Source organism: Nonomuraea harbinensis (assembly GCF_019396385.1).
Classification (GTDB): domain Bacteria; phylum Actinomycetota; class Actinomycetes; order Streptosporangiales; family Streptosporangiaceae; genus Nonomuraea; species Nonomuraea ferruginea.
Genome location: NZ_JAHKRN010000006.1, coordinates 70,546 through 97,545, shown reverse-complemented (window position 1 = coordinate 97,545; position 27,000 = coordinate 70,546). Strand labels below are relative to the sequence as shown.

The window sequence follows — 27,000 nt, the reverse complement described above, 5'->3', positions numbered from 1 at the left end:
CGGTCCCAGCCCGTACGTATGAGCCTGGAGAACCGTGAACAAGCTGCCTGACTTCCCCTGGGACCGGCTGGAGCCGTACAAGGAGCGCGCCCGCGCGCACCCCGGCGGCATCGTCGACCTCTCGGTCGGCACTCCCGTGGACCCGGTGCCGGGGCTCGTCCAGGAAGCGCTGTCCCGGGCGGCCGACAGCCCCGGCTACCCCTTCACCCACGGGACCCAGGCGCTGCGGCAGGCGGCGGCGGGCTGGCTGGCGCGCAGGCACGGCGTACGGGTCGACCAGCGCGACGTGCTGCCGGTGATCGGCTCCAAGGAGTTCGTCGCCTGGCTGCCGACCTATCTCGGCGCCAAGCGGGTGGTCTTCCCCGAGCTGGCCTATCCCACCTACGACGTGGGGGCCAGGCTGGCGGGGGCCGCGGGCACGGCCGCCGACGGGCTGCTCGCGCTCGGCCCGCAGCAGGCCGACCTCGTCTGGGTCAACTCGCCGGGCAACCCGACCGGCAAGGTGCTCCCCGTGGAGCACCTCCGCAAGGTGGTGGCCTGGGCGCGCGAGCGCGGCGCGATCGTCGCCTCCGACGAGTGCTACATCGAGCTCGGCTGGGAGGAGCGTCCGGTGTCGATCCTGCACCCGGACGTGTGCGAGGGGTCCCACGAGGGCCTGCTCGCCGTCCACTCGCTGTCGAAGCGGTCCAACATGGCCGGATACCGCACCGGTTTCGTCACCGGCGACCCCGCGCTGATCAAGCGCCTGCTGGAGATCCGCAAGCACGCCGGCATGCTGATGCCCGAGCCCGCGCAGGCGGCGATGACCGCCGCGCTGGGCGACGACCGCCACGCCGACGAGCAGCGCGAGCGCTACGCCGCGCGCCGCGCCCTGCTGCGTCCGGCGCTGGAACGGGCCGGCTGGCGCGTCGACCACTCCGAGGCCGGGCTCTACCTGTGGGCGTCCGACGGCCGGAACTGCTGGGATCAGGTCGGCAAGCTTTCCGAAACCGGCATTCTGGTCGCGCCCGGTGAGTTCTACGGACCGGCAGGTGGGCGGCACATCCGGGTCGCGCTCACGGCCACTGACGAACGCATCGATGCGGCAGTGCGCCGCCTCCAGTAGGATCGCCCCTCAAACGCCCCTCCCGCCGTCGGAAGGGGCGAGCCGGATAAACAGCAACACAAGTAGATACCGGGCGTTCGCCGAGGCGAACCGCGAGTGGAGCGAGCCGTACGATGAGCATGACCTCCATGGTCGTTCTCGGGCTGAGCATCGCCACCGTCCTCCTCCTGCTTGGGGCGTTCCTGGCCACCCTGCGCCAGGACAGGAAGGACCGCACGGCGGTCGAGCAGCCGGTCGAGGTCGCTCCCGCCGAGCCCCCGCTACCCGCGCCGGTCGCGGCGGCCGGGCATGCCGGCATCGACTACACCGACCCGCGCACGCTCAGGGTCGGCGACAAGATCGAGGTTCTCGGGTCGCCGGTGCGCGTGCTCGGCGCCCTGTACGTGTCGTGGCAGGGCCAGCAGTGGGTCGAGTACCGCCTGCGCGACGGCGCCCGCCGCGTCCAGTGGCTGACGGTCGAGATGCGCAAGGGCCAGACCCCCGACCAGCCGCCGCACCTGGAGGTGCTGCTCTGGACCGACGTGCCCACCCAGGGCATGGTCCCGGCGCGGAGCAGCCTGATCATGGATGACGTCGAGTTCCACCCGCTGGAGCGGGGCACCGCCGCGTTCCGGTCGGAGGGCAGCACGAGCAAGCCCGACCGGGGGCTGCTCGACTTCGCCGACTACCGGTCTACCGACGGGCGGCTGCTGTCGTTCGAGCGGGTGCAGGGCCAGGCGTGGACGGCAGCGTACGCGCAGCCGCTGCCGCCCGGCTCGATCGGCATCATCAGCCGCGCCTCCTCCTAGTCAGGCCAGCTCGACCTTCCGGCTGCCGGACGCGCTGCCGTCGACCCAGCCTTCCACCCGCGTGTCGTTGGACCAGCGGGCGCCGGCGTACTCCACCCGGCTCAGCCCGTACTTCTGCGCGTGGGCCACAGACCAGGCGGCGATCAGCCAGCCGCGCTTGCTGCCGGTGACGGTGGTGCTGCCGAGCGCCCGCTTGAGCTGGCGGCGGGCCTGGGCCGTCTTGGGCCGGGGCGCGGCGGCCTGCTCGGCGCCCGCCTTGCCGCCGCTCGCCTGCGCATCGCCGGCCTGGCCCGTCTCCGGCGGATACCAGCAGTGGACGGCGCGCGGGACGCGCCCGGTGAACGCCGCCGCGAGGATCTCCGCCTCCTCCTGGTGGGGGCCGTAGGCGTAGCCGGCCGCCGAGCGCTGCACCTCCTGGGCCGCCTCCGCGACCGGCATCTTGCGGTAGCCCTTGACCTTGACCAGGGCGGCGAAGAAGCGTTCGGTCGCGTAGACAGGGTCCATGATCTGCTTCTTGGTGCCCCATCCCTGCGACTCGCGCTGCTGGAACACGCCGACCGAGTCGCGGTCGCCGTAGTCGAGGTTGTAGAGCTTGGACTCCTGCAGCGCCGTCGCGTACGCGATCACCACGGCCCGCTCCGGCAGCTTGCGCCGGGCGGCCACGGCCGCGATGGTGGCCGCGATCTGGGCCTGCTCGATGTCCATCTCCCGATCGCCGCCGGGGGTGCGCACGACGCAGTGGGCCTCGGGGACGGCCAGGGGCTTGGGCGCCCGCTTGAGCAACTGGTAGACGCCGAACGAGATGCCCACCGCGAGGATCAGCACGATCGCCGCGATGGTGATGACTCCCCGTGAGAAGCGCAGGTGCACGCTGTAGAACCTACCCGGCGGGATAGGCTCCGTGGCCATGACCGAAGTGAGCACCCTGTCACCGGCGATCGACCGGTTGTGGGCGCGGCGCGCCGAGCTGTCACCCGCCGACGCGGAGGCTCGCGCCGCGGTGGTGGCCGCCGTGGACCTGCTCGACCGGGGGCAGGCGCGGGTGGCGTGGCCGTCGGGTGACGAGGTGGTCGTGGACGAGCGGGCCAGGCGGGCGATCCTGCTGGCGTTCAAGGTGCTCGGCATGGCCAGGTCGCAGGTGGGCGACTTCCACCACCACGACAGGGTGCCGCTGAAGACCTCCTTCGACGGGGTCAGGGTGGTGCCGGGTGCGATCGTCCGCTGGGGCGCCTACCTGGCGCCGGGCGTGGTGCTGATGCCGTCGTTCGTCAACACCGGCGCCTACGTCGGGCCGGGCACCATGGTCGACACCTGGGCCACGGTCGGCTCGTGCGCCCAGATCGGCGCCGACGTCCACCTGTCCGGCGGGGTCGGCATCGGCGGCGTGCTGGAGCCGCCGAACGCGGCGCCGGTGGTGGTGGAGGACGGCGCGCTGATCGGCAGCCGGGCGATGATCGTGGAGGGCGCCCGGGTGGGCCGCGGCGCCGTCGTCGGCGCCGGCACGATCCTGTCGGCGTCCATGCCCGTCGTCGACGTCCAGACCGGCGAGGAGCTGGCCCGCGGCCGCGTCCCCGACTGGTGCGTGGCGGTGGGCGGCACCCGCCAGAAGGAGTACCCCGGCGGGACGTTCGGGCTGCCCTGCGTCCTGGTGCTCAAGCGCCTGGAGCCGGGGCGGCGCCACGACAAGGCAGCGCTCAACGAGGTGCTGCGCGAACACGGAGTGAACACCTGATGCTTGACCTGACGCAGGACGTCCGCACGCTGACGGCGGCCGTCGTCGACATCGAGTCCGTGAGCGGCGCGGAGGAGCACCTCGCCGGGCTGGTCGAGCGGGCGCTGACCGGGTTGCCGCACCTGAAGGCCGACAGGTCGGGCAACACCGTCGTGGCCCGCACCACGCTGGGCCGGGCCGAGCGGGTGGTGATCGCCGGTCACCTCGACACGGTGCCCGTCGCCGGCAACCTGCCCAGCCGGGTCGAGGACGGCCTGCTCTACGGCTGCGGCACCTCCGACATGAAGGCCGGGGTGGCCGTCGCGCTGAAGCTGGCGGCCACGGTGCCCGACCCGGTCCGCGACGTCACGTACGTCTTCTACGACTGCGAGGAGATCGAGGCCGCGCGCAACGGGCTGACCCGGGTCGCCCGCGAGCACCCCGGCTGGCTGGCGGCCGACTTCGCCGTGCTGATGGAGCCGACCGACGGCGTCATCGAGGGCGGCTGCCAGGGCACGCTGCGCGCCGAGATCCGGGTCACCGGCAAGCGCGCCCACAGCGCCAGGTCGTGGTTCGGGGTCAACGCCGTCCACGGCATCGAGCCGGTGCTCGCCAGGCTGAACGCCTACGAGGCGCGGCGGCCGGTGGTCGACGGGCTGGAGTACCACGAAGGGCTGAACGCGGTCGGCGTGCGCGGCGGCGTGGCCGGCAACGTCATCCCCGACGAGTGCGTGGTCACCGTCAACTACCGCTTCGCCCCCGACCTGACGGTCGAGCGGGCGCAGGCGCACGTGCGCGAGGTGTTCGACGGGTACGAGGTCGCGTTCGTGGACGCGGCGCCCGGGGCGCGGCCTGGCCTGACCCACCCGGTGGCCGCCGCCTTCACCGCCGCCGTCGGCGGCACGCCGCGGGCCAAGCTGGGCTGGACCGACGTGGCGCGCTTCTCCGACCTGGGCGTCCCGGCCGTCAACTACGGCCCCGGCGACCCCAATCTGGCACACCAGCAGGGCGAGTACGTGACGCTGGAGAAGATCGTGGAGAGCGAGCGGGCGATGCGCGCCTGGCTCACCGGGGGCCGGAAACAGTGAAAGTGGCTCTCCTCGCCGGCCATTTGACGGGGAGAGCCACTTTCAGTCCCGAGCAGCACCCTCGCCGGTTAGACGCAGGGGTCGCGAAATCTGGTTCCAGGTTTCCCGGGAAGTTTTTCAAGATTCTTCCGGAGGCCTTCCTGGCGGCATCCCGGCCATGTCCCCGCAGGGTAGGCAGATACCGGACATCCAGCGAACTGTTGAGGGATAGCGTGGTCCGTATGAGAGCGAATCGCCGCGAACGGCGGCAAGGCCAGGCGGTGGTGCGCGGCAACCTGGTGCCCGAGTCGACCCATGACCAGAGGCTGCTGGCCCGTCAGGGGCCCGCCGACTGGGTGCACCAGGACCCGTGGCGCGTGCTGCGGATCCAGGCGGAGTTCGTCGAGGGCTTCGGCCAGCTGGCCGAGCTCCCCCGCGCGGTCACCGTGTTCGGCTCGGCCAGGACCCCCGCCGACTCGACGGAGTACAAGGTGGGCCGGGAGCTCGGCAGGGCGCTGGCGCAGGCCGGTTTCGCGGTGATCACCGGGGGCGGGCCCGGCGTCATGGAGGCGGCCAACCAGGGCGCCACCGAGGTCGACGGCGGCGTGTCGGTCGGGCTCGGCATCGAGCTGCCGTTCGAGCAGCGTTTGAACGACTACGTGGACCTCGGCATCGAGTTCCGCTACTTCTTCGTACGCAAGACCATGTTCGTGAAGTACTCGTGCGGGTTCATCGCGCTGCCCGGCGGGTTCGGCACGCTCGACGAGCTGTTCGAGGCGCTCACCCTGGTCCAGACCCACAAGGTCACCAGCTTCCCCGTGGTGCTGATGGGCTCGGAGTTCTGGGGCGGGCTGCTCGACTGGGTCAAGAGCCAGCTGTGCGGCACCGGCAAGATCGCCCCCCACGACCTCGACCTGATCACGGTCACCGACGACGTCGACGAGGCGGTGCGGATCATCACCGACTCCGAGCTGAACCGGTCGCGCCGGCGGGAGGACGAGGAGGAGTCCGTCAGGGCGCAGGTGGCCGAGCCGCAATAGGCTGGCTCTCCGTGAACATCTGCGTCTTCTGCGCCTCAAGCCGGCACATCGACGACAAGTACCTCCGCCTGGCGGCCGAGGTGGGGGGTGAGCTGGCCCGGCGCGGCCACACCCTGGTGAGCGGCGGCGCGACCGTCTCCTGCATGGGCGAGGTCACCAGGGCGGCCCGCGCCGCCGGCGGCCGCACGATCGGCGTCATCCCCCAGGTCCTCGTCGAGATCGAGATCGCCGACGAGGATTCCGACGAGCTGATCGTCACGGCCGACATGCGCGAGCGCAAGGGCCAGATGGACGCCAGGTCCGACGCCTTTTTGGTGCTGCCCGGCGGCATCGGCACGCTGGAGGAGCTGTTCGAGATCTGGACGGCCAGGGTGCTCGGCATCCACGACCGTCCCCTGGTGATCCTCGATCCCTGGGGGCTCTACCGGCCGCTCAGGGACCTGGTCAGCGGCATGTACGACGCCGGGTTCACCCGCGCCGGCGTCTTCGACGCCATCTCCTGGACCACCACGGTCGACGAGGCGCTGGCCCATCTCGAAGCCCGCGCGCAGCCCGTCCGGCCGAGCGTGGAGGAGCTCAGCGAGGCCGTCGACTGAGCGCCCGGCTGCGCACCGGGTGGGGCAAGTGCGGGACTCGTGCCCCGGTGGTATGAGTACGATGCCAATGTGCTGCTGGTCATCCTCGCCATCGCCGCGCTCGCCATCCTGGCCGGCGTGGTTCTGGTGTCCCTGGGCAAGGGCGGTGAGCTGACCGAGTTCCCGCCGGACGTGCCGCCGCTCAACCTTCCCGAGGCGGGCAATCTCGCGGCGGTCGACGTCCTGGCGTTGCAGTTGCCGGTCAACCTGATCGGTTACCACACGCAGAGCGTCGACGAGTCCCTGCGCCGGATGGCCAACGCCATCAGCGCGCGTGACACCAGGATCGCGATCCTGGAGCAGCGGGTGTCGGAGCTGCTGTCGAGCAGGCTGTACGCCCGCCAGGAGGTCTACGCCGCGCCGGGCAACGGGCCGCGCACCGAGCACGAGCCGCCCGCCTCGCCCCTCGCGCTGACCGCCGAGAGCGGCCCGCCGTCCAACGGCCACGTGCCCCCGTCCGCGCTGGAGGCGCCGGCCGGCGTCGAGCACGAGCCGGTCTCCTGGGTGGGTCCCGACGGCCAGGACCTCGCCGCATCATCCGAACACGACGAGCCCGAAGACCTTGAGACCGGGGAGAGTTCCGCGGAGCGGGACGGGTCTGAACCGTCCGAGGCCGAGCAGGGTCCGGCGGAGCGGGACGAGTTGGTGCGGGTCTCCGGCGACAAAGACGGCGACGACAAAGCGCGCGACGAGGACGGCAAGGAGGGGGACGGGCGGGCGTGAGCGAGGTGATCCGCTGCTCGTGGGCGGGCATGGCCGACCCGCTCTACCTCGCCTACCACGACGAGGAGTGGGGCCGCCCGGTGCGGGGCGACGACCGGGTCTTCGAGCGGGTGACGCTGGAGGCGTTCCAGTCGGGCCTGTCCTGGCTGACGATCCTGCGCAAGCGGGAGAACTTCCGCGCCGCCTTCGACGGCTTCGCCATCACCAAGGTGGCCGCGTACACCGAGGACGACGTGCGGCGGCTGCTCGCCGACGTGGGCATCGTGCGCAACCGGGCCAAGATCGAGGCCACGGTCGCCAACGCCAGGGCGGCGATGGAGGTGCCGGGCGGTCTGTCCGACCTGATCTGGAAATATGCCGACCCGTCCGCGCCGGTGCCCGCGACCATGGCCGACGTGCCCGCCGTGACCCCCGCGTCCAAGGCGCTGGCCAAGGAGCTGAAGAGCCACGGGTTCAGGTTCGTCGGCCCGACCACCTCGTACGCGCTGATGCAGGCGATCGGGCTGGTCAACGATCACATCAAGGGCTGCGTGGCGCGGGCCTGAGCCCGCGCGCCGTCAGCGGCCGTGGAAGACCGGCTGCTCCTTGGCCAGGAACGACGCCGTGGCCCGCAGGTGGTCGTCGGTGGCCGCGCACGCGTCCTGCAGGTCGGCCTCCAGCGCCAGCGCCTCGGGCAGCGGACGCGCGGCGGCGTGGGCCAGCGCCCGCTTGGTGGCGCCGTAGGCCTTCGTCGGCCCCTGCGCGAGCCGTACGGCCAGCTCGTGCGCGGTCTTGAGCACGTCGTCGGCGGGCACCACGCGGGTGACCATGCCCAGCTCCAGCGCGCGGGCGGCGGTGACGGGCTCGCCGAGCAGCATCAGCTCCGTCGCCCGGCCCAGGCCGACCAGGCGCTGCAGCGTCCACGAGGCGCCCGAGTCGGGCGCCAGCCCGATGCCCGCGAACGCCAGCGCGAACTTGGCCTTCTCCGAGGCGATCCGCAGGTCGCAGGCGAAGGCGAGGGCGGCGCCCGCGCCCGCGGCCACCCCGTTGACCGCCGCGACGACCGGCTGGTCCATCGTGGTGATCAGCTCGATGATCGGGTTGTAGTGCTCGCGCACCGTGTTGTCCAGGCCGCGGCCGGCCTCCAGGTTGGCGGCGTGCTCGCGCAGGTCCTGCCCCGCGCAGAAGGCCCGGCCCGAGCCGGTGAGCAGGACGGCGCGCACGCCGGGGTCGGCCGCCGCCCGCCGCAGCGCGTCCAGCAAGGCGGTCTTGACCTCCGCCGTCAGCGAGTTCATCGCGTCGGGCCGGTCGAGCGTGATGGTGGCGACGGCGTCGGCCACGTCATAACGGATCAATGCAACTCCCTGTCGACGAACGCGGCGGCTGCGGGCAGCAGCCGGGCTGCCTCCTGCTCGAAGAACGCCCTGGCCTTCTCACCCGGCCAGCCCGCGGGCAACAGCTCGGGCGGCAGGCCGGGGTCACGGAAGAGGAAGTTCCGCCATCCGTGCACGAGCTTGCTCCTTGTCGCGAAGACTAGGTCGGGCCTGGCCTGGGCGGGCAGGGCGGTGATCAGTGTGTCGGCCTCGGCGTGCCACTGCTCGTAGGCCTCGCCGATGGCGTCCAGATCCCAGGCCCGCGCCACCAGCTCGCGCGGGTCTCCCTCCAGTGCCGCCTCGAACCTATCGGCCCGCACTCCCTCGCTCTCCAGCAGGTGGTCCAGCTCGGCGGAGGAACGCGGGCCGATCCAGGTGCTCTCGGAAAGCGCCGCGTAGCCGAGGAAGGCCAGCGTGATCCTGATCCGCTCGCGGCGCGGCCGTTCCTTGACGGGCGGGAACACGATCAGGTGCCAGCGGCTGTTCCAGCTCAAGGTTCCGGCTCGGTAAATTCTCAGCGCCGCCTCATCCAGCCGTCTGACGCACTTCGGGGTGAGACCGTAGCCGGGCCCGCGCGGCAGCCGGACCGGCCGCAGCCAGCCCTGCCTGACCATGCGGGAAACGGCTGTACGCACGGCCGGCGCGGCGATTTCCAGGGGTTTCATCAATCGGACGAGAGCGGCCACGGACGCCTGCCCACCGCGAGAGCGCAGGTGGTCTCCATACAGGTCGAACAGGGCGGCGCGTGCGTGCACGAAGTCCAGTTTGGATGGCTTCGCCCCGCTCGACAACGCATTCTGGGAGGAGATCGTTACCCATGAGGGCTCTCGATGCGGGAGAATAGGACATCACAGAAGACGTGAATACGCCGACCACCCGTTTCGGGAGGTCGGAGGTCGGAGATCGCGGGCCGCGGGAGCCCAAGGCAGGAAGGGATGCACGCATGGCGGCGATGAAGCCGCGGACCGGCGATGGTCCGCTCGAGGTCACCAAGGAAGGGCGCGGCATTGTCATGCGGGTCCCCCTGGAGGGGGGCGGACGGCTCGTCGTGGAGATCTCCGCGGACGAGGCCAAGGCTCTCGGCGAAGCATTGAAGAACGTCGTCGGCTAGAGCTTCCGACCGATCTTCACCCCACGGCCCTGGCGTGCACCCGCGTGCCAGGGTCGCCGACGTATGAGGAGAGAACGTGCCGATCGAGACCGCTGCCTCGGTGGTCGCCCAGGTTCCCGACGACGCCCCGCTGCTGGCCGTCCCTTACGACTCCGCGCTCGCCCCGGCGCTCCGGCTCGACCTGCACGTGCCGGTCGCCGGGCTGCTCGCGCACTACGAGGCCGAGGGAGAAGCGGGCGAGGTCGTCGAGGTCCCGGTGGCCAGGGGCGACGGCGTCGGCCGCGTCCTGCTCTACGGGGTGGGCGACGGCTCTCCGCGGGCCCTGCGCAAGGCCGCGGCCACGCTGACCCGCCGCGCCCGCGGCAAGGAGTCGCTGGCCGTGGTCACGCCCGAGGGCGACCCGCGGGCCTTCGCCGAGGCCGCGCTGCTGGCCGCCTATTCGTTCAAGATCGGTTCGGCGGGGAAGCGGCCGGTGGGCGCGATCACCTTCGTCGGCGCCGACGAGGAGCAGGTCCGCAGGGGCGAGAGCGTGGCGCGGGCCGTCGCGCTGGCCCGCGACCTGGCCAACATGCCGTCGTCGGTCAAGGGCCCGTCGTGGCTGGCCGAGCGGGCCGCCGAGCAGGGCGTCCCGATCCGCGTCTGGGACGAGGAGCAGCTCCAGGCCGAGGGCTTCGGCGGCCTCCTGGCCGTCGGCCGCGGCTCGGCCCGGCCGCCGCGGCTCATCCAGCTCTCCTACACTCCCGACGAGCCCGCCGAGCGCCACGTGGTGCTGGTCGGCAAGGGCATCACCTTCGACTCGGGCGGGCTGTCGCTCAAGCCCACCGAGAACATGAAGACGCAGAAGACCGACATGGCCGGCGGCGCCGTGGTGATCGCCGTGATGGGCGCGCTGGCCCGGCTCGGCCTCCCGATCCGGGTGACGGGCCTGGTGGCCGCCGCCGAGAACATGCCGTCCGGCACGGCCCAGCGCCCCGGCGACGTGATCAGGCCGTACGGCGGGCGCACCGTCGAGGTGCTCAACACCGACGCCGAGGGGCGCCTGGTGCTGGCCGACGCGCTCGCCTACGCCGACGCCCGGCTCGACCCCGACGTGGTCGTCGACGTCGCCACGCTCACCGGCGCCGTCACCGTCGCGCTCGGCCGCCACCGCGGCGGCCTCTACGCCTCCGACGACGAGCTGGCCAAGCGGCTGCTGGAGGCCGGGGAGGCCAGCGGCGACCGGCTGTGGCGGCTGCCGCTGATCGACGACTACGCCGGGGCGCTGGAGTCGCCGGTGGCCGATCTGGCCAACGTCGAGATCGGCTCCCGTTACGGCGCCGGTTCGATCACGGCCGCGCTGTTCCTGCGCGAGTTCGCCGGCGACCGGCCGTGGGCCCACCTCGACATCGCCGGGGTGGGGCGGAGCACGGTCGACGAAGGGCTCCTGACCAAGGGCGCCACCGGGTTCGGCGTGCGCGTGCTGCTGGAGTGGCTGTCCGGGCTGTGACGCGCCTCAGCCGGAGACCTTGACCGCGGCCAGCAGACCGTCGCCGAGCGGTATGAGCAGCGACCGCAGCCGGTCGTCGGCCTGCACGAGCTTGCCCAGCTCGCGCAGCGACACGGTGTCGGGGTCGCGCTGGGCGGGGTCGGCCACCCGGTGGTGCCAGAGCACGTTGTCGAAGGCCACGATGCCGCCGACGCGGAGCAGGCGGACCGCCTCGGAGAGATAGTCGGCGTACTCCTGCTTGGCCGCGTCGGCGAAGACCAGGTCGTAGCCGCCGTCGGAGAGCCGCGGCAGCACGTCGAGCGCCCGTCCGGTGATCAGCCGCACCCGGCCGCCCGAGAAGCCCGCCTCCGCGAACGCCTGCCGGGCGAGCCGCTGGTGCTCGGGCTCGACGTCGACGCTCGTGAGTGTGCCGTCGGCGCGCATGCCCCGCAGCAGCCACAGCCCCGAGACGCCGCAGCCGGTGCCGACCTCGACCACCGACTTGGCGTTGATCGCGGTGGCGAGGAAGCAGAGCGCCGCGCCGCCGCCGGGAAGGATGGGCGGGGCACCCATCTCCAGCCCGCGCTGCCGCGCCGCGTGCAGGATCTCATCCTCGTGATGGAACTGCTCCGCATAGGCCAGAGTGGCCTCCAACGGACTGGTCATCGGCCTCCTCCCCCCACTTTCGTGCGATTGGTCACCGATCGCAGCCTAGGGGAGTAGTGCCGGGACGGGAACTCAGGAGGGCCTCGAGGCGTTGCAGGTTTAAACGGGCTTTGCCGGTCCGGATGGCAGTGAGTGCGCACGAAGGGACAAAACCAGGCACTATGACGGTAGCGGTGGTCCCAGAGAGAGGAGTGCTGGTGGACGAAAGTGACCACCAGGCCGATACTCCGTTGTCCGATGTCCCCGGCATGGTCCCCGAACCGGAATGGACCCCTCCCACCTGGGAGGAAGTGGTGCGGACCCACTCCGCGCGTGTCTACCGGCTGGCGTACCGTCTCACCGGCAACGTCCACGACGCGGAGGATCTCACCCAGGAGGTCTTCGTCCGGGTCTTCCGATCTTTGTCCAGTTACACCCCCGGCACGTTCGAGGGCTGGCTGCACCGGATCACGACCAACCTGTTCCTCGACATGGCGCGGCGCAAGCAGCGCATCAGGTTCGAGGGACTGGCCGACGACGCGGCCGAGCGGCTTCGCGGCCGGGAGCCGTCGCCGGCGCAGGCCCTGCACGACGCTCACCTGGAGCCTGACATCCAGGCCGCTCTCGACGCGCTCGCACCCGAGTTCCGGGCGGCGATCGTGCTGTGTGACATCGAGGGATTGTCCTACGAAGAGATCGCGGCCACGCTCGGCGTCAAGCTGGGAACGGTCAGAAGCCGGATTCACCGTGGCCGGGCACAGTTGCGCGAGGCGCTCGAACATCGGGCACCCCGTAATTCCCAACTCCCCCCGACCGTAACCCGTGGGGAGGAAGTCTGACATGGCTCACCTTGAAGAACGCATATCCGCGCTCGTCGACGGCGAACTCAATCACGCCGAGCGAGAGCGCGCGCTGGCCCACCTGACGTTCTGCGCCGACTGCAGGAGAGAAGTGGAGTCGGTGCGGGCGCTCAAGTCCCGCCTGCGCTCGCTGGAGACCCCCGCGCTGCCCGCGGACCTCACCATGTCGCTGCTGCGCATGGCCGAGCCCGGCGGTCCGCTGCCGCCCAGGGAGCGGCCTTTCCCTACGCGTACGTTCGGAGGGGTGCCCATCCCGGGGCCGCACAGCATCGCCCCTTTGGACAACCGGCCCCGAAGGAACGGCACTGGTGGCGCCTCCTCGGGCCCTGGCCGCGCGACTAGGCGCGGCACGTACGTCGCCGTCAGCGTCGTGTCGGCGGCCGTGGCGCTCGGCACGTTCTTCGCCGTCTCCGGCGTCGGGCAGAACACCCAGACCCCGCCGGTCGAGCTCGTCAAGCGCGTGCAGCCGACGCCCACGGGCGCGCCGTCCACCGCCACTCCTTGAGACCGATCCCGGCTGGGATACTCGTGATGGCGTAGTCCATGGCGTGAGGGGCATACGATCTGAGATCGGGATATGTCAGGAGAATCGGGCTGACAATTGCTTTACAGCACCCGTATGCCGTACAGACCATGGTTGCGGTGTCGTGAGCAAGGAGTGGTGGATTAGATGACCGACGAGACGCGCCCCGAAGGACGCACGCCGTCGGGACACCCTGAGCCACAGGGCCGGCCGGAGTTCCTCCCCGCCGGAGACCGGCAGGACGGGCGGCCGCCCACCCCCGGCGGTGACGACGCCGGCGAGACCTCCGTCTTCGGCACCTCCCGCCCCTACGACGAGCCGGCCCGCCCGGGCGACACCCGCGCGTACGAGCCCCCCGGCCCGCCCCCCGCCTTCGGCCACCCCAGCGGCGAGAGCTCGTCCTTCGGCAACCCGAGCGGCGAACGCCCCTCTTTCGGCCACCCCGGCGGCGAAGGCCCGCCCTTCGGCCATCCGGGCGGCGAGCGTCCGTCCTTCGGCCATCCCGGTGGCGAAGGCTCGCCCTACGGCGAGTCACCCCGTTTCGGCGACTCAGGCGAAGGCCCGCCCTTCGGGCATCCGAGTGGTGAGCGTCCCTCTTTCGGGCACCCCGGTGGTGAAGGACCGCGCTTCGGTGGCCCGGCCGGCGAGAACGCGTACGCGACCGGCGAGTGGCCGTTCTTCGGCAGCGGCGAGAAGCGCCCCGGCTCCTTCACCAACCCCAGCGGCGAGGGCCCGTTCGGCGGGAGCGGCCCGCCGCCGCCGCCGAACGCCCTGCCCATGGGCGCCAACTGGGCGCCGCCGCCCGGCGCCACCAGGGTCGCGGCACCCCGCCGCGGCCCCAGCACCCCGATGCTGCTCGTGCTGGCCCTGGTCGTCGCCCTGGTCGCGTCCGGGCTCGGCAGCGTCGGCACCTACCTGCTGACCCGCCCGAGCGGCAGCACCGACCCCTCCTACAGCCTCGGCCCCATCCCCACCGGCAACGTCGACCGCGCCCCCACCTCCGTCGCCGGCGTGGCCGCGCGGGTGCTGCCCAGCGTGGTCTCGCTGGAGGTCGGCAACGGCAGCAACACCGAGGGCGCCTCCGGCTCCGGGTTCCTGATCAAGAACGGGTACGTGGTGACGAACAACCACGTGGTCGCCCTGGCCGCCGGCGGCGGCGACATCAAGATCATGTTCAACAACCGCAAGACCACGACGGCCCGCATCGTCGGCCGCGACCCCGGCTCCGACCTCGCGGTGCTCAAGCCCGAGGAGACGTTCGGCACTCCCGAGATCACGCTCGGCAACTCCGACCAGGTGGTCGTGGGCGACCCGGTCATCGCGATCGGCTCGCCGCTGGGCCTGACCGGCACCGTCACCACCGGCATCGTCAGCTCGCTCAACCGGCCGGTCATCGCCGGCGACGAGAGCGGCGGGGGCGGCGAGGAGACGGCGTACATCAGCGCCATCCAGACCGACGCCGCCATCAACCCCGGCAACTCGGGCGGCCCGCTCGTCAACGGCCGCGGCGAGGTCGTCGGCGTCAACTCGGCGATCGCCACCCTCAGCCGGTCCATGACGAGCCAGAGCGGCAGCATCGGCCTCGGCTTCGCCATCCCGGTCAACCAGACGCGCCGCGTCGCCGAGGAGCTCATCACCACCGGCAAGGCCAAGCGTCCCAAGATCGGCATCGTGCTCGACACCGAATACCGCGGCGAGGGCGTACGCATCGCCTCCGGCATCCAGAACGGCCGCCCGCCGATCGACGAGGGCGGCCCGGCGGAGAAGGCCGGGCTCAAGCCCGGCGACATCATCCTTGAGGTCGACGGCCTGCGCCTCCAGGACGGCAACGAGCTCATCGCGCTGATCCGCAGCAAGGCGCCGGGCGCGAAGATCAACATCAAGTACGAGCGCGACAACGAGGAACGCACGGCCACCCTCGTGGTCAGCGCCGACGCTCCCACGCCCACTCCGTCCTGATCTCGCGCGCTCCCGCCGAAGGGAACCCCCTCGGGTGAGGCGCCGTGACGCGTGCCTCCGGCCCGCTCGGCTGAAAAGCCGGGGAAGGTCCTGGAGCCTCTTCGGAGGCGGGATTCGTCCGCGAGGAGGAGACCGAGCTACCCGTTAGAGCCCTTAGTCTGTGGGATAGCCGGGGTTGTCCCCGGGGCGGTTGACTGCTTGGAGCTGACGGTGTTCGGACTTGGCTGGCTGGAAGTCGGCGCGCTGATCATTATCGCGCTGCTGGTCTTCGGCCCGGATAAGCTGCCCCAGGCGGCTTCCCAGGCCGGGAAGACCCTGCGCAACCTGCGCCGCATGGCCAACAACGCGCGTGACGACCTGCGGGCCGGCCTGGGGCCCGAGTTCTCCAATTTCGACCCGGCCGACCTCAACCCGCGCAACTTCGTCCGCAAGCATCTGCTGGAGGACGACGAGGACGACTGGAAGAAGCCGGCCGCGGCCGAGCTGGAGCCCGCCGACACCGTCCCGGTGGGCGGCGAGCTGGGCGTGGGCGAGATCCCCCCGTACGACAACGAGGCGACCTGACCCACGCCCGTCGCGGGGTCAGCCCCGGTTGGGCGAGAGCCCGAGCTGCATGCCCTTGAGGCTCGACGAGCGCTTGCCGAGCGTGGCCGCGATCGAGCGGAGCTGCGTCGCGGCGGGGGAGTCGGGGTCGGTGAGCACCAGCGGCTTGCCTTCGTCGCCGCCCTCGCGCAGCCGCAGGTCGATCGGGACCTGGCCGAGCAGCGGCACGCGCGCGCCGAGGATGCGGGTCAGCGCGTCGGCGACCGTCTGACCGCCGCCCTCGCCGAAGACGGCGATGCGCTCGTCACAGTGGGGGCAGGGCAGCCAGGCCATGTTCTCGATGACGCCGGCGATCTGCTGATGGGTCTGCGCCGCGATGGAGCCGGCCCGCTCGGCCACCTCGGCGGCGGCCATCTGCGGGGTGGTGACGACCAGGATCTCGGCCCCGGGCAGCCGCTGGGCCACCGAGATCGCGATGTCGCCGGTGCCGGGCGGCAGGTCGAGCAGCAGGACGTCCAGGTCGCCCCAGTAGACGTCGGCGAGGAACTGGTGGAGCGCCCGGTCGAGCATCGGCCCGCGCCACACGACGGGGGTGTTGCCCTCGGGCTTGAACATGCCGACCGAGATGACCTTGATGTCATGGGCCATCGGCGGCATGATCATGTCTTCGACCTTGGTGGGCCGTTCGGCCGCGCCCAGCATGCGGGGGACGCTGTGGCCGTAGATGTCGGCGTCGACGATGCCGACCTTCATCCCGCTCGCGGCCATGGCGGCGGCGAGGTTGACCGTCACGGACGACTTGCCGACGCCGCCCTTGCCGCTGGCCACCGCGAAGACGCGGGTCAGCGAGCCGGGCTTGTTGAACGGGATCTCCTTCTCGGGACCCCGGTCGCCGCGGAGCTTGGTCTGCAGCTCCTTGCGCTGCTCCTGGCTCATCACGTCGAGTTCGAGCTCGACGGCGCTGACGCCGTCGACCTTGGCGACCGCGGCGGTGACGTCGCGCCGGATGGTGTCCTTCATCGGGCAGCCGGCGACCGTGAGGTAGACGCCGACGCGCACCTTGCCGTCTGCGGCGATGTCGACGCCCTTGACCATGCCGAGGTCGGTGATCGGGCGGCGGATCTCGGGGTCGATGACGGTGGCGAGGGCGGCCGTCACCTGGTCCTGGGTTGGTGCCATCGAAGTCTCGGCACGCCCGGATGAGGGGGTGCCGTCCCTCCTTTGCCGGTATATGTGTGACAGGCGCTGGACGCCAGTTGAGGATGCCCCTCCATGGTATGAACCTGGAAGCCGGTCCCGTTAATCCAGTCGGATCCGTCGGTTTTCCGGGCAGCCCTCCAAGGTTACTCCCTGGCTCCCACGGCGTCAGCGCCGCTCCTTGAGCTCCTCGCCCAGCCGCTGCAGTTCGGAGCGCAGGTAGTCGCGGGTCGTCACCTCGCCGAGCGCCAGCCGCAGCCCGGCGATCTCGCGGGTGAGGTACTCGACGTCGGCGCGGTTGCGCTCGCCCGTCTCCCGGTCCTGCTCGTACTGGACGCGGTCGCGGTCGTCCTGCCGGTTCTGCGCGAGCAGGATCAGCGGGGCCGCGTACGAGGCCTGCAGCGACAGCATGAGCGTGAGGAAGATGAACGGGTACGGGTCGAACTGGAACCGGGCCGGGGCGGCGACGTTCCAGCTCACCCAGACCGCCACGAACACGGTCATGTAGACCAGGAAGCGCGCGGTGCCGAGGAAGCGGGCGATGCGCTCCGCCAGCCGCCCGAACACCTCGGGGTCGTAGTGCGGGCGCAGCGAGCGGCGCAGTTCGCGGGGCTGGTCCAGGCGTTCGGTGGTCACGTCAGAGCCTCTCGCGCCAGTCTTCGGGCAGCAGATGGTCGAGGACGTCGTCGACGGTCACCGCGCCGACGAGCCGGGTGTGCTCGTCGACGACCGGGGCCGCGACGAGGTTGTAGACCGCCAGATAGGCGGCCACGTCGTGGAGCGGCAAGTCCGGTTTGATCGGGTCGATCGACGGGTCGATGACGCTGCCGAGGAGAGTGGAGGGCGGGTCGCGGAGCAGCCGCTGGAAGTGGCTCATGCCGAGGTAGCGGCCGGTCGGGGTCTCGTTGGGCGGCCGGGTGATGAACACCTGGGCCGCCACCGAGGGAGTCAGCTCCTTCTGCCGGACGTGCGCGAGCGCCTCGGCGACCGTGCTGGTCGGCGGCAGGATGACCGGATCGGTGGTCATCAGGCCGCCGGCGGTGTCGTGCGGGTAGGTGAGCAGCCGCCGCACCGGGGCGGCCTCCTCCGGCTCCATCAGCGCCAGCAGCGCGGCCGCCTGCTCCGGGGGCAGGTCGTGGAGCAGGTCGGCGGCGTCGTCGGGGCCCATCTCCTCCAGCACGTCGGCGGCCCGCTCCGGTTCGAGCGTGCGCAGGATGCCGACCTGGTCGCCGGGCGGCAGCTCCTCCAGCACGTCGGCCAGCCGGTTGTCGTCGAGCGCGCGGGCCACCTCCTCGCGCCGCTTGCCGGACAGCTCGTGCAGCGCGCTGGCCAGGTCGGCGGCGCGCAGCGACTCGAACGAGGCGATCAGCCCGGCGGCGCCCTGGTCCTTCTGGAGGATGTCGAAGCCCGACACCTCGCTCCAGTCGACCACCCGCGCGTCACGCCGCCTGCCCCGGTGGACCGCGATCCGGGTCACCTGCCACTCGGACCGCTTGACCTCGGCGACGGCCACGTCGTAGACGGTCATCGGCTCGCCGTCGACCCGCACGGTCAGGTCGAGCATCTCGCCGATCACCAGGGTCTCGGTGGGCCGCTGCTCGAACCGGCGGACGTTGAGCCTGCCGGTGAAGATCACCGCGCCCGCCTGGATGCCCCGTACGCGGGTGATGGGCAGGAACACCCGGCGGCGCGGGCGGACCTCGACCACCATGCCGTGCACCCGGGGCGGGCGCGTGCCGCGCAGCCCGACCACCACGTCTCTGATGCGCCCGATCTGGTCGCCCGCCGGGTCGAAGACCGGCGTGCCTGCCAGGCGGGCGACAAAGATCTGCACGTCAGCAGGCTAACAGTGCTATGGCATTGCGCCGCGGACCCCCGGCGTGTCAGTATCAAACCCGCTAAACAGTGATTACTTCTCACGGGGGTTCGCGTGCGCTACGCGGGACTCGCGATGGCGTTCGCGTCCTCGCTCTGCTTCGCCTTCTCCGGGCCCATGGCCAAGTATCTCAACGAGGCCGGCCTGGCGCCGCTGGAGGCGGTCTGGGTGCGGATGGCCGGCGCCGGGCTGCTGCTGCTCGCCGTGCTGGCCGTGGTGAAGCCGTCCGCGCTGCGGATCGCCCGCTCGCGGCTCCCGTTCTTCGCGGTGTACGCGATCGTCGCCGTCGCCGGTGTGCAGTCACTGTACTTCGCGGCCATCACCCGGCTGCCCGTGGGGATCGCCCTGCTGCTGGAGTTCATGGCGCCGGTGATGGTGGTGGCGTGGGTGCGGATCGTGCGCAAGATCCGGCTGGCCAGGGCCGCCTACATCGGCGCGGTCATGGCCGTGGCCGGGCTGGCCATCGTGGTCGAGGCCTGGGAGGGCATCCGGCTGGACGCGATCGGGCTGGTGCTGGCGCTGATGGCCGGGGCGTGCTGCGCCGGATATTTCCTGATGAGCGATAGCTTCGGGGACGACGTCGACCCGCTCGGCCTGATCGCCTGGGGCATGACCGGCGCCGCCGTCGTGCTCGCCCCCATCTCCCAGCCCTGGAACATCCCCTGGGACGCCTTCACCCTGACCGTCGCGCCGGCCGGCGGCGCCACGCTCCCGGTGCTCGGCGCGTACCTGTGGATGGTGCTGGCCGCCACCGTCGTCGCCTACATCCTCGGGGTGAACGCGGTGCGCAGGCTCTCGGCGGCCGTGGGCGCGACCGTCGCCTCGCTGGAGGTCATCGCCGGCGCGGTCGTGGCCTGGCTGCTGCTCGGCCAGGCGCTCGGCGCGTATCAGATCCTCGGCGGGGCCATCGTGCTGACGGGCGCGCTCCTCGCGCAGACCGCGACCGTCAGCCGTCAGGCGCCCGCGCTCGCCGAGCCGGTCGCGCCCGTGGACGCGGGCGTGAGCCGCAGCACCGTCGACTCCTGAGCCCAGCGCCCGGGCAGGCCCTCGCTGTCGCGGGCGTTGAGCCGCTCCTTGGCCAGCACGGCCACCACCTCGGGCGCCGCCGCCTGCTCGACGACCGCCACGGCGGCGTCGAACTCCACCAGCCGGGCCCCGTTGTCCTTGCTGCGCAGCGTGACCCGTACGCGCTCACGGCTGGTCAGCCCCGGCAGCTCCTGCTCCTCGCCGCCGGTCACCAGATAGATCGCGCCGTCGTGCCACGCGTGCCAGGCCAGTCGCGGCCGGTCGAGATCGAGCCAGAGGATGCCGGACTTCTTGGCGCCCTCCTCGATTGCCAGGGTGTTGTCGGTCACAGCTTGAATGTAACCGGCCCGGGTGCCGTTACGGTGTGGCTCATGTTGCGTTCGCGTAGATCCGTCCTGGCCGTGCCCGGTAGCAACCCCCGGTTCGTGGAGAAGGCCCGCGGCCTGCCCGTCGACGAGGTGTTCCTGGACCTGGAGGACGCGGTCGCGCCGCTGGCCAAGGAGGAGGCGCGGCGCAACGTGGTGGCCGCGCTGTGCGAGGGCGGCTGGGACGGCAAGACCGTCGCGGTGCGGGTCAACGACCTGGCGACGCAGTGGGCGTACAAGGACGTGATCGAGGTCGTCGAGGGCGCCGGCGACCGGCTCGACTGCCTGATCCTGCCCAAGGTGCAGGACCCGACCGAGGTCGTGTGGCTCGACACCCTGCTCACGCAGATCGAGAAGGCCATGGGTTACGAACCCGGCCGGATCGGCATCGAGGCGCAGATCGAGAACGCGCGCGGGCTGGTGAACGCCGACGCCATCGCGGGCTCGTCCGGGCGGCTGGAGACGCTGGTCTTCGGGCCGGCCGACTTCATGGCCTCGATCAACATGCGCACCCTCGTGGTGGGCGAGCAGCCGCCCGGCTACGAGGAGGGCGACGCCTACCACTACATCCTCATGCGCCTGCTCATGGCCGCCCGTACGCATGACCTCCAGGTCATCGACGGCCCCTACCTGCAGATCAAGGACGTCGACGGGTTCCGCAGGGCCGCCCGCCGCTCGGCCGCGCTCGGCTACGACGGCAAGTGGGTGCTCCACCCGCTGCAGGTCGACGCGGCCAACGAGGTGTTCTCGCCGCCGCAGGACGACTACGACCGCGCGGAGCTCATCCTCGACGCGTACGAGCACTACACGACGGTCGAGAAGCGCGGCGCGGCCATGCTCGGCGACGAGATGATCGACGAGGCGTCCAGGAAGATGGCGCTCGTCGTCGCGGCCAAGGGGCGGGCCGCCGGGCTGAAGCGCACCACGCGCTTCAGCCCGGAGGGTTAGACCTTCAGCCCGACCGCGGTGAAGAACCAGAACGACGAGGTCAGCCAGAGACCGACGAGCGCGGCGAACACCAGCCCGCCGATCACCGGCAGGGTCCAGCCGGGGGCGTCCTCCTTGCGCAGGGCCAGCATCTTCGTGGTGAACACCCCGTAGAAGAAGCAGCCGAGCAGCGAGTGGACCATCACCCTCGGCACGTCGTACTGCAGGCCGAGCGCGTACAGGCAGTGGAAGGCCACCGGGATCGTGAGCAGGAACGCCAGCCTGCCCGACCACCGGTGGACCCCGGCGGGGATGTCCACCCCGAGCTTGCCCCACATCGACAGGGCCGAGACGACCTGCACCACGGCCAGCGCCGCCGAGGCCGTGGTCAGCCAGACCTTCATCGGCAGCGCGGCCGAGAAGCCCGCGACGCCGACGGCGAAGCCGGTGGGGGCGTGCACGCGCCCGTACACGCCGAGCGCGACCATGAGGACGCCGCCGGCCAGCAGCGGCACCAGCAGCGAGACGGCGCCCCGGGCAGGGCGGTGGTGGAGGGCGGTCATGACATCTCCTCGATGAAGCCGTCGACGTCCTCGGGGGTGACGGTGGCCCCGTTGACGGAGACGGGGCTGGTGGGGTCGTCGCCGTCGAGCCGCGGGATGTCCACCGGCTCGCCGTCCTGGGAGGCGGCGCCGACCTGCGTGTAGCCGCCCGACGGGTTCCTCACCACGATCCAGCCCGCGCGGACCTGGGCGCCCCTGACGACGGCGCTGGCCCGGTACAGGCCTGAGGGCTTCTTGGCGGTGCCGGCGACGAAGCTCCACTTCCTGCCGCCGACGGCGACCTGCCCCTCGGCCCCGCCGTCGCCGAGCTCGGCCTTGACCGTGGCCTTCCCCGAGCCCTTCAGGGTCAGCCGGCCGCTGGTCGCGTTCCCCTTGAACCAGGCCTCGGTTTTGCCGTCGCAGAAGTATCCGACGGCCTTGCCGTCGCGGATCGAGATCGCGATGAGGCCGCCGTTGTCCTTCACCCGGCCCGCGTAGTCGGCCTTCTCCGGGACGAGCGGCTCCGGCTCCTCGAACGTCGGCGTCTCACTGGGCGAGGGCTCGGCCGCGGCCGTCTCCTCGCCGGTTTCCGGTGATCGCGTCGCCTCATCGGCGGTGGCGACGGCCTGCTCCGCCGCCGGCGCCGCGGTGATGCTGGCGACACCCAGCCCCGCGGCGAGCACCGCGCCCGCCGCCAGGGTGACGATAGGTCCCAGCCTTGACATGGCTTGCTCCCAGGGTCGACATGCGTACGTCCCGAGCATCCGCCGAAAAGGCCGCGCCGTCTGTGAACTATTGCGCACCGGATGGACAGAATATGGAGATGCAGGATAATCCCGAGCCTTCACCAGGCCCTTACGGCGGTCCGCCGGCGGGCTATTACCCGTACCCGCCGCCACGGCCGTCCTGGTACGCGCCCGTGCCGCATGACGCGCGGTACGACCAGCTCGCCAGGACCCCGGTCAGCCGGGTGTGGCGGCAGGTCGTGGGCACCCTCGCGGTCGCGGCCGCGTTCTTCGTCATCGGCGCGATCGTGCTGCTGGCGGGGGTGATCATCGGGGCCGTCCTGGGCATCCCGCAGCCCGAGCGGCCCGAGCAGATCTCCGGCGATCCGGTGTACGGGATGATCCTGCTGCTGTTGTCGATCGCGGCCGTGCTGCCGGTGGTGTTCGGCGTGGCCGCCTTGGTGCAGCGGCGGCGGCCGGGGACGCTCTCGTCCGTGGCCGGGCGGGTGCGCTGGTCGTGGCTGCTGATCTGCGTGGGCGCGGCCGTGCTGTCGATGGTGCTGGCCCAGATCGCGCAGGTGGTCCTGCTGGTCGCCACGGGGGAGCGGACCGAGGGCATCTTCGGGTGGACCGGGTGGGAGCGGTTCCTGCCGGCGCTCGTCGTCATCGTGCTGCTCGTGCCTTTCCAGGCGGCCACCGAGGAGTACCTGTTCCGGGGGTGGCTGCTGCAGGCGTTCGGGGCTCACCTGCGCAACCCGTGGTGGGGGATCGTGATCAGCTCGGTGCTGTTCGCGTCGTTGCACGGATACCAGTGGGCAGGGCTGCTCGACGTGTTCGCCTTCGGCCTGGCCATGGCGGTCCTGACGGTGTGGACCGGCGGTCTGGAGGCGGCCATCGCGCTGCACGTGCTGAACAACACGGTGGCGTTCGGCATCAGCGCGGCGGCGGGGCAGCTGGACCAGGCGCTGGATCAGGCGTCGGTGCCGGTGCCGTGGCAGTCGCTCGTGGGGACGGTCGTGCAGTTGGGAGTGTTCATCCTCCTGGTGCTCTATTTCGCTAAAAAGCGGTCAATCAGCACTACTTCTGGATAAATCAACCGGCGGGTGCCGGGAATCTCGCTAGAGAGGTCTCGCCATTCCGGCTCCGGCGTGCTGGTCTGGTTCTTGTGGACTCGGGCGTACGAGATGAGGGGTGATCGTTTCGGGCGGCGGGGTAGGAGTAGTCGTTGTGCGAGCGATCCTGTGGCGCGATGCCGGAGGAGGGGACGCGAAGATCGAATTCAATCCATATAGCGCATATGTTCGGATAAGTCATCCTTGGAACGGTCCCCCTGTTCCTGCCGGTTCCGCCGAGCAGACTCGAACCCGACCCTTCGAGCCGACCGGCCCGCCCGCTCCGGGCCCCGTCCCGCTCGACCCGTCCGACTAGGAGGTACGGCGCGTGGCCTCCGGCGCCAGTGACCAGCATCGGCAGCCGCCAGACGACCCTCGTCCCGGCGACGCCACAGCCCCGGACTCACCCCCCGCCGACGAACCCGCCTCCCCCGGCCCGGGAGCCCCCGGCGACGCGCTCGCGCCCGGCCCGGGAGCCCTCGACGACGTGGTCGCGCAGGGCCTGGGCGGCGCCCCGTCCGACCCCGCCGGGCTGGAAGCCTTCGGCCGTGGCGAGCCCGTCCCGCCGGCCGAGTCCTCAGCCCCGGGCGGTGCGCATGCGCGGGAGCCCCGCATCCGGCACAGCCCGCCGGGGCCGACGGACGACCGGGCGCGCGGGTTACCGCTGACCTCGCCCTGGGGGATGCCGCCGTTCGCCGCGCCCACCCCGGAGGACGAGCCCCAGGAGCTCCCCAAGGGCCGCCGCCCGTACAGCTCCCCCACCGCGGAGCCGGACACGGAACCCAGGCGTCGCCGCCGCACGGTCGACCGCCCCGACAAGCTCGTGGCCAGCGGCCCGCCACGCCCCGTCCCACCACCCCACGACCCGCCACGAGAGCCCGAGCCTTCCCCGCCCGGCGAGGGGGCGGGGAAGGACCTCGGCTCCCCCCACGACACCACCGGCACCCATCCCGATGCCGTCGCCGCCGGGAACAACCCCCCCACGGAAGCGGAGCCCGCCCCCGAAACCCGGACCAGGCGAGACGCCCGCACGGCCCCGTACGGAATCGCCCACCAGCCTCCGGCGCCAGACCGAGGAGACGACGCTCCGAGGGGTGGGGAAGCCCTCGGCACACGGGCTCCCGGGAGCGGCGAGGTCACTGGCACCTCGGCTCAGGCTGGAGAGGAAGTTCGTACGGCTCCGTACGGGATCGCGCATCAGCCCGGCCGAGGGGAGGAGACCAGCGGTGAGCCGTCACGGGGGGTCGCTTCCGGCGGAGCCGGGAACGCGGGGGACGGGCAGGACGAGAACGCTGACAAGGACGAGCCGGTGCGGCGGGTGGGGAGGCCGCCGGGCGGCAGGCCGGCGCGGCCTGATCTGCTGGTCGCGTCGGGCCCCGAACGGCCCGGGGGAAGGCACCAAAGGGGCCCGGCCCCGGCGGCGATGCGGCGGGCGAGTCCCGTGCGGCGGGGGCGCAGCCCGGCCGCGCCGATGGCCGTGGCGCTGGCGGTCGCGCTGCTGGTGGCCGCCGGCGTGCTGGTGTGGCAGTGGCGCGCCGACGACGAGGCCCGGCTCAGGCTCGCCACCGGCACCGGCAGGTCAGGCGACAACCTGTTCACGGTCCCGGCGGCGGCCCAGGGCACCGACCAGAAGCTCAACGACGTGGCCGCCGTCGGCCGCGCCGTGGTGGTCGTGGGCAGCGACACCACCGGCCCGACGCCCAGGCCCCTGTTCCTCTACTCCGCCGACGGCGAGAAGTGGCAGCTCGGCCGCGTCACCGGCGCGAGCACGCCCATCGTGCAGCGGGTGGCCGGCGGCGACGGCCGCTGGCTGGCCACCGGCGGCGACGGGGTGCGCGAGCGGGGTCTGTGGACCAGCGCCGACGGCCTGAACTGGCAGGCGGTCGGCGGGGGAGAGGCCTTCAGGGACGGCGATCTGATCCATGACATCGCCAGGACGGGCTCCGGGTTCGTCGCGGTGGGCGAGGCGGCGCTGCGCGACGGCGGCGCGGGCCCGGCCGCCTGGCACTCCGCGGACGGCCACGCCTGGGAGCGGGTGGAGACCCGGGGCCTGGAGGCGGGCGAGATCCGCGCAGTGGTCGCCAGAGGCGACACGGTGGTGGCCATGGCCAGGCCGGCGCAGGGCGACGGCTCCCGCGTCCTCAGGTCGGCCGACGGCGGACGAACCTGGCAGGCGACCGGCTTCCAACTGCCGGAGGCGATGCCCAAGGCGGGTTCGCTGGCGGTCGCGTCGAAGCGGTTCGTGCTGGTGGCCACCAGGCAGCGCACGATCACCGGCGACGTGCGCGCCTACTGCTCGCCCACCGGCGCCGAGTGGTCGCAGTGCGGCACGATCGACGGCCTGCCCGCCGCCAGCCCCGGCGTGGAGCGGCTCGTCTCGTACGAGGACGGCGTGGCCGCGGTGAGCCAGGCGGGGATCGGCTCGTACGCGGTGCTGACCAGCACGGACGGCCGCTCGTGGAGCGGGCGGGCGGGCATCGGGGAGCTCCGGGGCGCGACGCTGCGCGGGTTCGCGATCGCCGCGGGCGGCACCCTGTACGCGGGCGGCGACCGCGCGGTCTCGGACGTGGACAACGAGCCGGTCCTCATGGCGGTGCCCCGGCGCGGCGAGCCCGTGCGCGTGCCGCTCGACCAGGTCCGCGGCCTGACCAGGATGGCCCGCGAGACCAGCGGCCTGGCCAGCCACGACGGCCGCTACGTGGCCGTCGGCTCGGCCGGGGGCGAGGCCGGCGTCTGGACCAGCCAGGACTGGAAGGACTGGAGGTCCATCGGGCTCGGCGGCCCGCGACGGCAGCAGCTGAACGACGTCGCGTTCGGCCGCCGCGGCTGGCTGGCCGTGGGCGGCACCCAGGCCGGCCTCCAGGAGACGGAGCCGCTGCTGGTCAGTTCCGGCGACGGGCGCGCCTGGAAGAAGGTGCCGCTCTCGGGCGATCTGGCCAGGCCGGGCGACCACCCGTACCTGGACGTGCGGACGGTCGCGGCGGGCCCGGACGGCTACCTGCTCGCGGGCGAGGATCGCGGCCCGGCGGGCACGGCGGCGGCCGTCTGGTTCACCCCCGACCTGCGCTCGTACACCCGCTCGGAGCGGCTGCCGCAGGGCGGCTCGGGCGTGCGCCTGCACGACGTGGCCGCCACCCCCGACGGGTACGTGGCGGTCGGCGGCGCGGGCGCGGGCGGGAACGAGAGCGGCATCGTCTGGGTGTCGCCGGACGGGCTGAACTGGACGGCCCGCGAGCGGCTCTCCCCGCCGGACGCGTCCTCGGCAGGGCTGCGCCAGGTGGCGGTGTACCAGGACAGGCTGGTGGCCATGGGGACCGCCTCCACCACCTCGGGCGCGTCCCGGGCCTTCTCGGCGGTCTCCGAGGACGACGGCGTGACCTGGGAGACGTCATGGCTTCCCGCCGAACGGGCGGCGGGCGTGTACGACCTGGCGGCGGCCGGGCAGGGCCTGGTCGCGGTCGGCTGGCACGGCGAGCAGGGCGAGGGCGACAGCGCCGCCTGGATCTCCCAGGACGGCCTCTCGTGGAGCCGGCTCGACCTGAAGGAGGACCGTCTGGCCGGGCCGGGCGCCCAGTGGCTGGCGGCGGTGACGATCTCGGGCGAGGAAGTGGTGGCGCTGGGCCGGTCCACCACCTACAGCGACGACCACCTCATCCTCTGGACGTCCACCCTCACCGCCGGCCGCTGAGTCCCGCCAGGGGCC

General features: G+C 72.2%; 28 protein-coding genes. 18 read left to right on the top strand and 10 right to left on the bottom strand.

Annotation, left to right across the window (positions count from 1 at the left end):
• The first annotated feature begins 34 nt into the window (after positions 1 to 34).
• Together dapC and KME79_RS08660 are read left to right on the top strand one after the other, a co-directional pair.
• Positions 35 to 1,105: a succinyldiaminopimelate transaminase gene (gene dapC, locus KME79_RS08665; RefSeq protein ID WP_219543997.1), complete on the top strand. Its 1,071-nt coding sequence runs from the start codon at positions 35 to 37 to the stop codon at positions 1,103 to 1,105.
• Between the two features lie 113 nt (positions 1,106 to 1,218).
• Positions 1,219 to 1,893, top strand: coding sequence for a DUF4178 domain-containing protein (locus tag KME79_RS08660; protein ID WP_246639503.1), 675 nt, complete (start codon positions 1,219 to 1,221; stop codon positions 1,891 to 1,893).
• Here KME79_RS08660 and KME79_RS08655 read toward each other — a convergent pair whose 3' ends face one another.
• Positions 1,894 to 2,802 (bottom strand): hypothetical protein, encoded by a 909-nt coding sequence (locus KME79_RS08655; protein ID WP_246639502.1) that lies wholly within the window; start codon positions 2,800 to 2,802, stop codon positions 1,894 to 1,896. It abuts the gene before it with no gap.
• Between KME79_RS08655 and KME79_RS08650 the strand changes: the two genes are divergently transcribed.
• The 6 genes from KME79_RS08650 to KME79_RS08625 all read left to right on the top strand — a co-directional run bounded on the left by KME79_RS08650 (position 2,795) and on the right by KME79_RS08625 (position 7,614).
• A complete protein-coding gene (locus KME79_RS08650; protein ID WP_372452409.1) occupies positions 2,795 to 3,625 on the top strand; it encodes a 2,3,4,5-tetrahydropyridine-2,6-dicarboxylate N-succinyltransferase in 831 nt (276 codons plus the stop codon). The two genes, KME79_RS08655 and KME79_RS08650, sit on opposite strands and share 8 nt — an antisense overlap.
• Positions 3,625 to 4,692 carry a succinyl-diaminopimelate desuccinylase gene (gene dapE, locus KME79_RS08645; RefSeq protein WP_219543995.1) on the top strand — a complete coding sequence of 356 codons (1,068 nt, stop codon included), beginning with the start codon at positions 3,625 to 3,627 and terminating at the stop codon, positions 4,690 to 4,692. Before KME79_RS08650 ends, dapE begins: the two co-directional genes overlap by 1 nt.
• Before the next feature lie 221 nt (positions 4,693 to 4,913).
• Positions 4,914 to 5,711, top strand: a complete 798-nt coding sequence (locus KME79_RS08640; RefSeq protein WP_219543994.1) for an LOG family protein — start codon at positions 4,914 to 4,916, stop codon at positions 5,709 to 5,711.
• An 11-nt stretch (positions 5,712 to 5,722) separates the two neighbouring features.
• On the top strand, positions 5,723 to 6,307 hold the full coding sequence (locus tag KME79_RS08635) for an LOG family protein (RefSeq protein WP_219543993.1): 585 nt from the start codon (positions 5,723 to 5,725) through the stop codon (positions 6,305 to 6,307).
• 69 nt (positions 6,308 to 6,376) lie between these two features.
• A complete protein-coding gene (locus KME79_RS08630; RefSeq protein WP_219543992.1) occupies positions 6,377 to 7,069 on the top strand; it encodes an ICP22 family protein in 693 nt (230 codons plus the stop codon).
• Positions 7,066 to 7,614: a DNA-3-methyladenine glycosylase I gene (locus tag KME79_RS08625; RefSeq protein WP_219543991.1), complete on the top strand. Its 549-nt coding sequence runs from the start codon at positions 7,066 to 7,068 to the stop codon at positions 7,612 to 7,614. The genes KME79_RS08630 and KME79_RS08625 overlap by 4 nt, the downstream gene beginning before the upstream one ends.
• A gap of 12 nt (positions 7,615 to 7,626) precedes the next feature.
• Here the strand turns inward: KME79_RS08625 and KME79_RS08620 are convergent, their stop codons facing one another.
• Positions 7,627 to 8,403, bottom strand: a complete 777-nt coding sequence (locus KME79_RS08620) for an enoyl-CoA hydratase-related protein (RefSeq protein ID WP_148029250.1) — start codon at positions 8,401 to 8,403, stop codon at positions 7,627 to 7,629.
• Positions 8,400 to 9,176: a PaaX family transcriptional regulator gene (locus tag KME79_RS08615; RefSeq protein WP_148029251.1), complete on the bottom strand. Its 777-nt coding sequence runs from the start codon at positions 9,174 to 9,176 to the stop codon at positions 8,400 to 8,402. Before KME79_RS08615 ends, KME79_RS08620 begins: the two co-directional genes overlap by 4 nt.
• A 188-nt stretch (positions 9,177 to 9,364) precedes the next feature.
• Here KME79_RS08615 and KME79_RS08610 point away from each other — a divergent pair, with 188 nt between their 5' ends.
• The gene (locus KME79_RS08610) at positions 9,365 to 9,532 is read left to right on the top strand and encodes a DUF3117 domain-containing protein (protein ID WP_020545024.1); all 168 of its coding nucleotides are present in this window, start codon (positions 9,365 to 9,367) and stop codon (positions 9,530 to 9,532) included.
• Positions 9,533 to 9,608: 76 nt separating this feature from the next.
• Positions 9,609 to 11,018: a leucyl aminopeptidase gene (locus KME79_RS08605; RefSeq protein ID WP_148029252.1), complete on the top strand. Its 1,410-nt coding sequence runs from the start codon at positions 9,609 to 9,611 to the stop codon at positions 11,016 to 11,018.
• Positions 11,019 to 11,024: 6 nt separating this feature from the next.
• On the opposite strand, the gene KME79_RS08600 is transcribed toward KME79_RS08605, so the two are convergent.
• Positions 11,025 to 11,663, bottom strand: a complete 639-nt coding sequence (locus tag KME79_RS08600) for an O-methyltransferase (RefSeq protein ID WP_148029253.1) — start codon at positions 11,661 to 11,663, stop codon at positions 11,025 to 11,027.
• A gap of 248 nt (positions 11,664 to 11,911) precedes the next feature.
• Between KME79_RS08600 and sigE the strand changes: the two genes are divergently transcribed.
• The 4 genes from sigE (at position 11,912) to KME79_RS08580 (ending at position 15,548) form a co-directional block, all read left to right on the top strand.
• Positions 11,912 to 12,481, top strand: coding sequence for an RNA polymerase sigma factor SigE (gene sigE, locus KME79_RS08595; protein ID WP_372452411.1), 570 nt, complete (start codon positions 11,912 to 11,914; stop codon positions 12,479 to 12,481).
• A gap of 1 nt (position 12,482) precedes the next feature.
• The gene (locus KME79_RS08590) at positions 12,483 to 13,007 is read left to right on the top strand and encodes an anti-sigma factor family protein (protein ID WP_148029255.1); all 525 of its coding nucleotides are present in this window, start codon (positions 12,483 to 12,485) and stop codon (positions 13,005 to 13,007) included.
• A 165-nt stretch (positions 13,008 to 13,172) separates the two neighbouring features.
• Positions 13,173 to 14,984, top strand: a complete 1,812-nt coding sequence (locus KME79_RS08585; protein WP_246639501.1) for a trypsin-like peptidase domain-containing protein — start codon at positions 13,173 to 13,175, stop codon at positions 14,982 to 14,984.
• Between the two features lie 210 nt (positions 14,985 to 15,194).
• On the top strand, positions 15,195 to 15,548 hold the full coding sequence (locus KME79_RS08580; protein ID WP_148029257.1) for a sec-independent translocase: 354 nt from the start codon (positions 15,195 to 15,197) through the stop codon (positions 15,546 to 15,548).
• An 18-nt stretch (positions 15,549 to 15,566) separates the two neighbouring features.
• Here KME79_RS08580 and KME79_RS08575 read toward each other — a convergent pair whose 3' ends face one another.
• The 3 genes from KME79_RS08575 to KME79_RS08565 form a co-directional block, all read right to left on the bottom strand.
• Positions 15,567 to 16,706: an Mrp/NBP35 family ATP-binding protein gene (locus tag KME79_RS08575; RefSeq protein WP_148029258.1), complete on the bottom strand. Its 1,140-nt coding sequence runs from the start codon at positions 16,704 to 16,706 to the stop codon at positions 15,567 to 15,569.
• A 186-nt stretch (positions 16,707 to 16,892) separates the two neighbouring features.
• Entirely contained in the window at positions 16,893 to 17,360 is a 468-nt protein-coding gene (locus tag KME79_RS08570; RefSeq protein ID WP_148029259.1) for a DUF1003 domain-containing protein, read from the bottom strand.
• A 1-nt stretch (position 17,361) separates the two neighbouring features.
• Positions 17,362 to 18,558: a magnesium transporter MgtE N-terminal domain-containing protein gene (locus KME79_RS08565; protein WP_308248843.1), complete on the bottom strand. Its 1,197-nt coding sequence runs from the start codon at positions 18,556 to 18,558 to the stop codon at positions 17,362 to 17,364.
• A gap of 96 nt (positions 18,559 to 18,654) precedes the next feature.
• Here KME79_RS08565 and KME79_RS08560 point away from each other — a divergent pair, with 96 nt between their 5' ends.
• Positions 18,655 to 19,626: an EamA family transporter gene (locus KME79_RS08560; RefSeq protein WP_148029260.1), complete on the top strand. Its 972-nt coding sequence runs from the start codon at positions 18,655 to 18,657 to the stop codon at positions 19,624 to 19,626.
• Here the strand turns inward: KME79_RS08560 and KME79_RS08555 are convergent.
• A complete protein-coding gene (locus KME79_RS08555) occupies positions 19,554 to 19,955 on the bottom strand; it encodes a hypothetical protein (RefSeq protein WP_308248842.1) in 402 nt (133 codons plus the stop codon). The two genes, KME79_RS08560 and KME79_RS08555, sit on opposite strands and share 73 nt — an antisense overlap.
• Before the next feature lie 42 nt (positions 19,956 to 19,997).
• On the opposite strand from KME79_RS08555, the gene KME79_RS08550 reads away from it, so the two are divergent.
• Positions 19,998 to 20,939, top strand: a complete 942-nt coding sequence (locus KME79_RS08550) for an HpcH/HpaI aldolase/citrate lyase family protein (RefSeq protein ID WP_219543989.1) — start codon at positions 19,998 to 20,000, stop codon at positions 20,937 to 20,939.
• Here KME79_RS08550 and KME79_RS08545 read toward each other — a convergent pair.
• The gene (locus KME79_RS08545; RefSeq protein WP_148029262.1) at positions 20,936 to 21,481 is read right to left on the bottom strand and encodes a DUF6529 family protein; all 546 of its coding nucleotides are present in this window, start codon (positions 21,479 to 21,481) and stop codon (positions 20,936 to 20,938) included. The genes KME79_RS08550 and KME79_RS08545 overlap by 4 nt on opposite strands.
• Positions 21,478 to 22,185, bottom strand: a complete 708-nt coding sequence (locus KME79_RS08540) for a hypothetical protein (RefSeq protein ID WP_219543988.1) — start codon at positions 22,183 to 22,185, stop codon at positions 21,478 to 21,480. Before KME79_RS08540 ends, KME79_RS08545 begins: the two co-directional genes overlap by 4 nt.
• A 92-nt stretch (positions 22,186 to 22,277) precedes the next feature.
• Between KME79_RS08540 and KME79_RS08535 the strand changes: the two genes are divergently transcribed.
• The gene (locus KME79_RS08535) at positions 22,278 to 23,276 is read left to right on the top strand and encodes a CPBP family intramembrane glutamic endopeptidase (RefSeq protein ID WP_219543987.1); all 999 of its coding nucleotides are present in this window, start codon (positions 22,278 to 22,280) and stop codon (positions 23,274 to 23,276) included.
• A 349-nt stretch (positions 23,277 to 23,625) separates the two neighbouring features.
• Complete coding sequence (locus KME79_RS08530) at positions 23,626 to 26,985, top strand: hypothetical protein (protein ID WP_219543986.1); 3,360 nt, start codon at positions 23,626 to 23,628, stop codon at positions 26,983 to 26,985.
• Positions 26,986 to 27,000 lie beyond the last annotated feature (15 nt).

Coding starts and splice junctions, on each gene's coding strand:
- KME79_RS08660 (WP_246639503.1), top strand. CDS start 1,219: ATGAGCATGACCTCCATGGTCGTTCTCGGGCTGAGCATCGCCACCGTC.
- KME79_RS08655 (WP_246639502.1), bottom strand. CDS start 2,802: ATGGCCACGGAGCCTATCCCGCCGGGTAGGTTCTACAGCGTGCACCTG.
- dapE (WP_219543995.1), top strand. CDS start 3,625: ATGCTTGACCTGACGCAGGACGTCCGCACGCTGACGGCGGCCGTCGTC.
- KME79_RS08640 (WP_219543994.1), top strand. CDS start 4,914: ATGAGAGCGAATCGCCGCGAACGGCGGCAAGGCCAGGCGGTGGTGCGC.
- KME79_RS08610 (WP_020545024.1), top strand. CDS start 9,365: ATGGCGGCGATGAAGCCGCGGACCGGCGATGGTCCGCTCGAGGTCACC.
- KME79_RS08600 (WP_148029253.1), bottom strand. CDS start 11,663: ATGACCAGTCCGTTGGAGGCCACTCTGGCCTATGCGGAGCAGTTCCAT.
- sigE (WP_372452411.1), top strand. CDS start 11,912: ATGGTCCCCGAACCGGAATGGACCCCTCCCACCTGGGAGGAAGTGGTG.
- KME79_RS08590 (WP_148029255.1), top strand. CDS start 12,483: ATGGCTCACCTTGAAGAACGCATATCCGCGCTCGTCGACGGCGAACTC.
- KME79_RS08585 (WP_246639501.1), top strand. CDS start 13,173: ATGACCGACGAGACGCGCCCCGAAGGACGCACGCCGTCGGGACACCCT.
- KME79_RS08575 (WP_148029258.1), bottom strand. CDS start 16,706: ATGGCACCAACCCAGGACCAGGTGACGGCCGCCCTCGCCACCGTCATC.
- KME79_RS08550 (WP_219543989.1), top strand. CDS start 19,998: ATGTTGCGTTCGCGTAGATCCGTCCTGGCCGTGCCCGGTAGCAACCCC.
- KME79_RS08545 (WP_148029262.1), bottom strand. CDS start 21,481: ATGACCGCCCTCCACCACCGCCCTGCCCGGGGCGCCGTCTCGCTGCTG.
- KME79_RS08540 (WP_219543988.1), bottom strand. CDS start 22,185: ATGTCAAGGCTGGGACCTATCGTCACCCTGGCGGCGGGCGCGGTGCTC.
- KME79_RS08535 (WP_219543987.1), top strand. CDS start 22,278: ATGGAGATGCAGGATAATCCCGAGCCTTCACCAGGCCCTTACGGCGGT.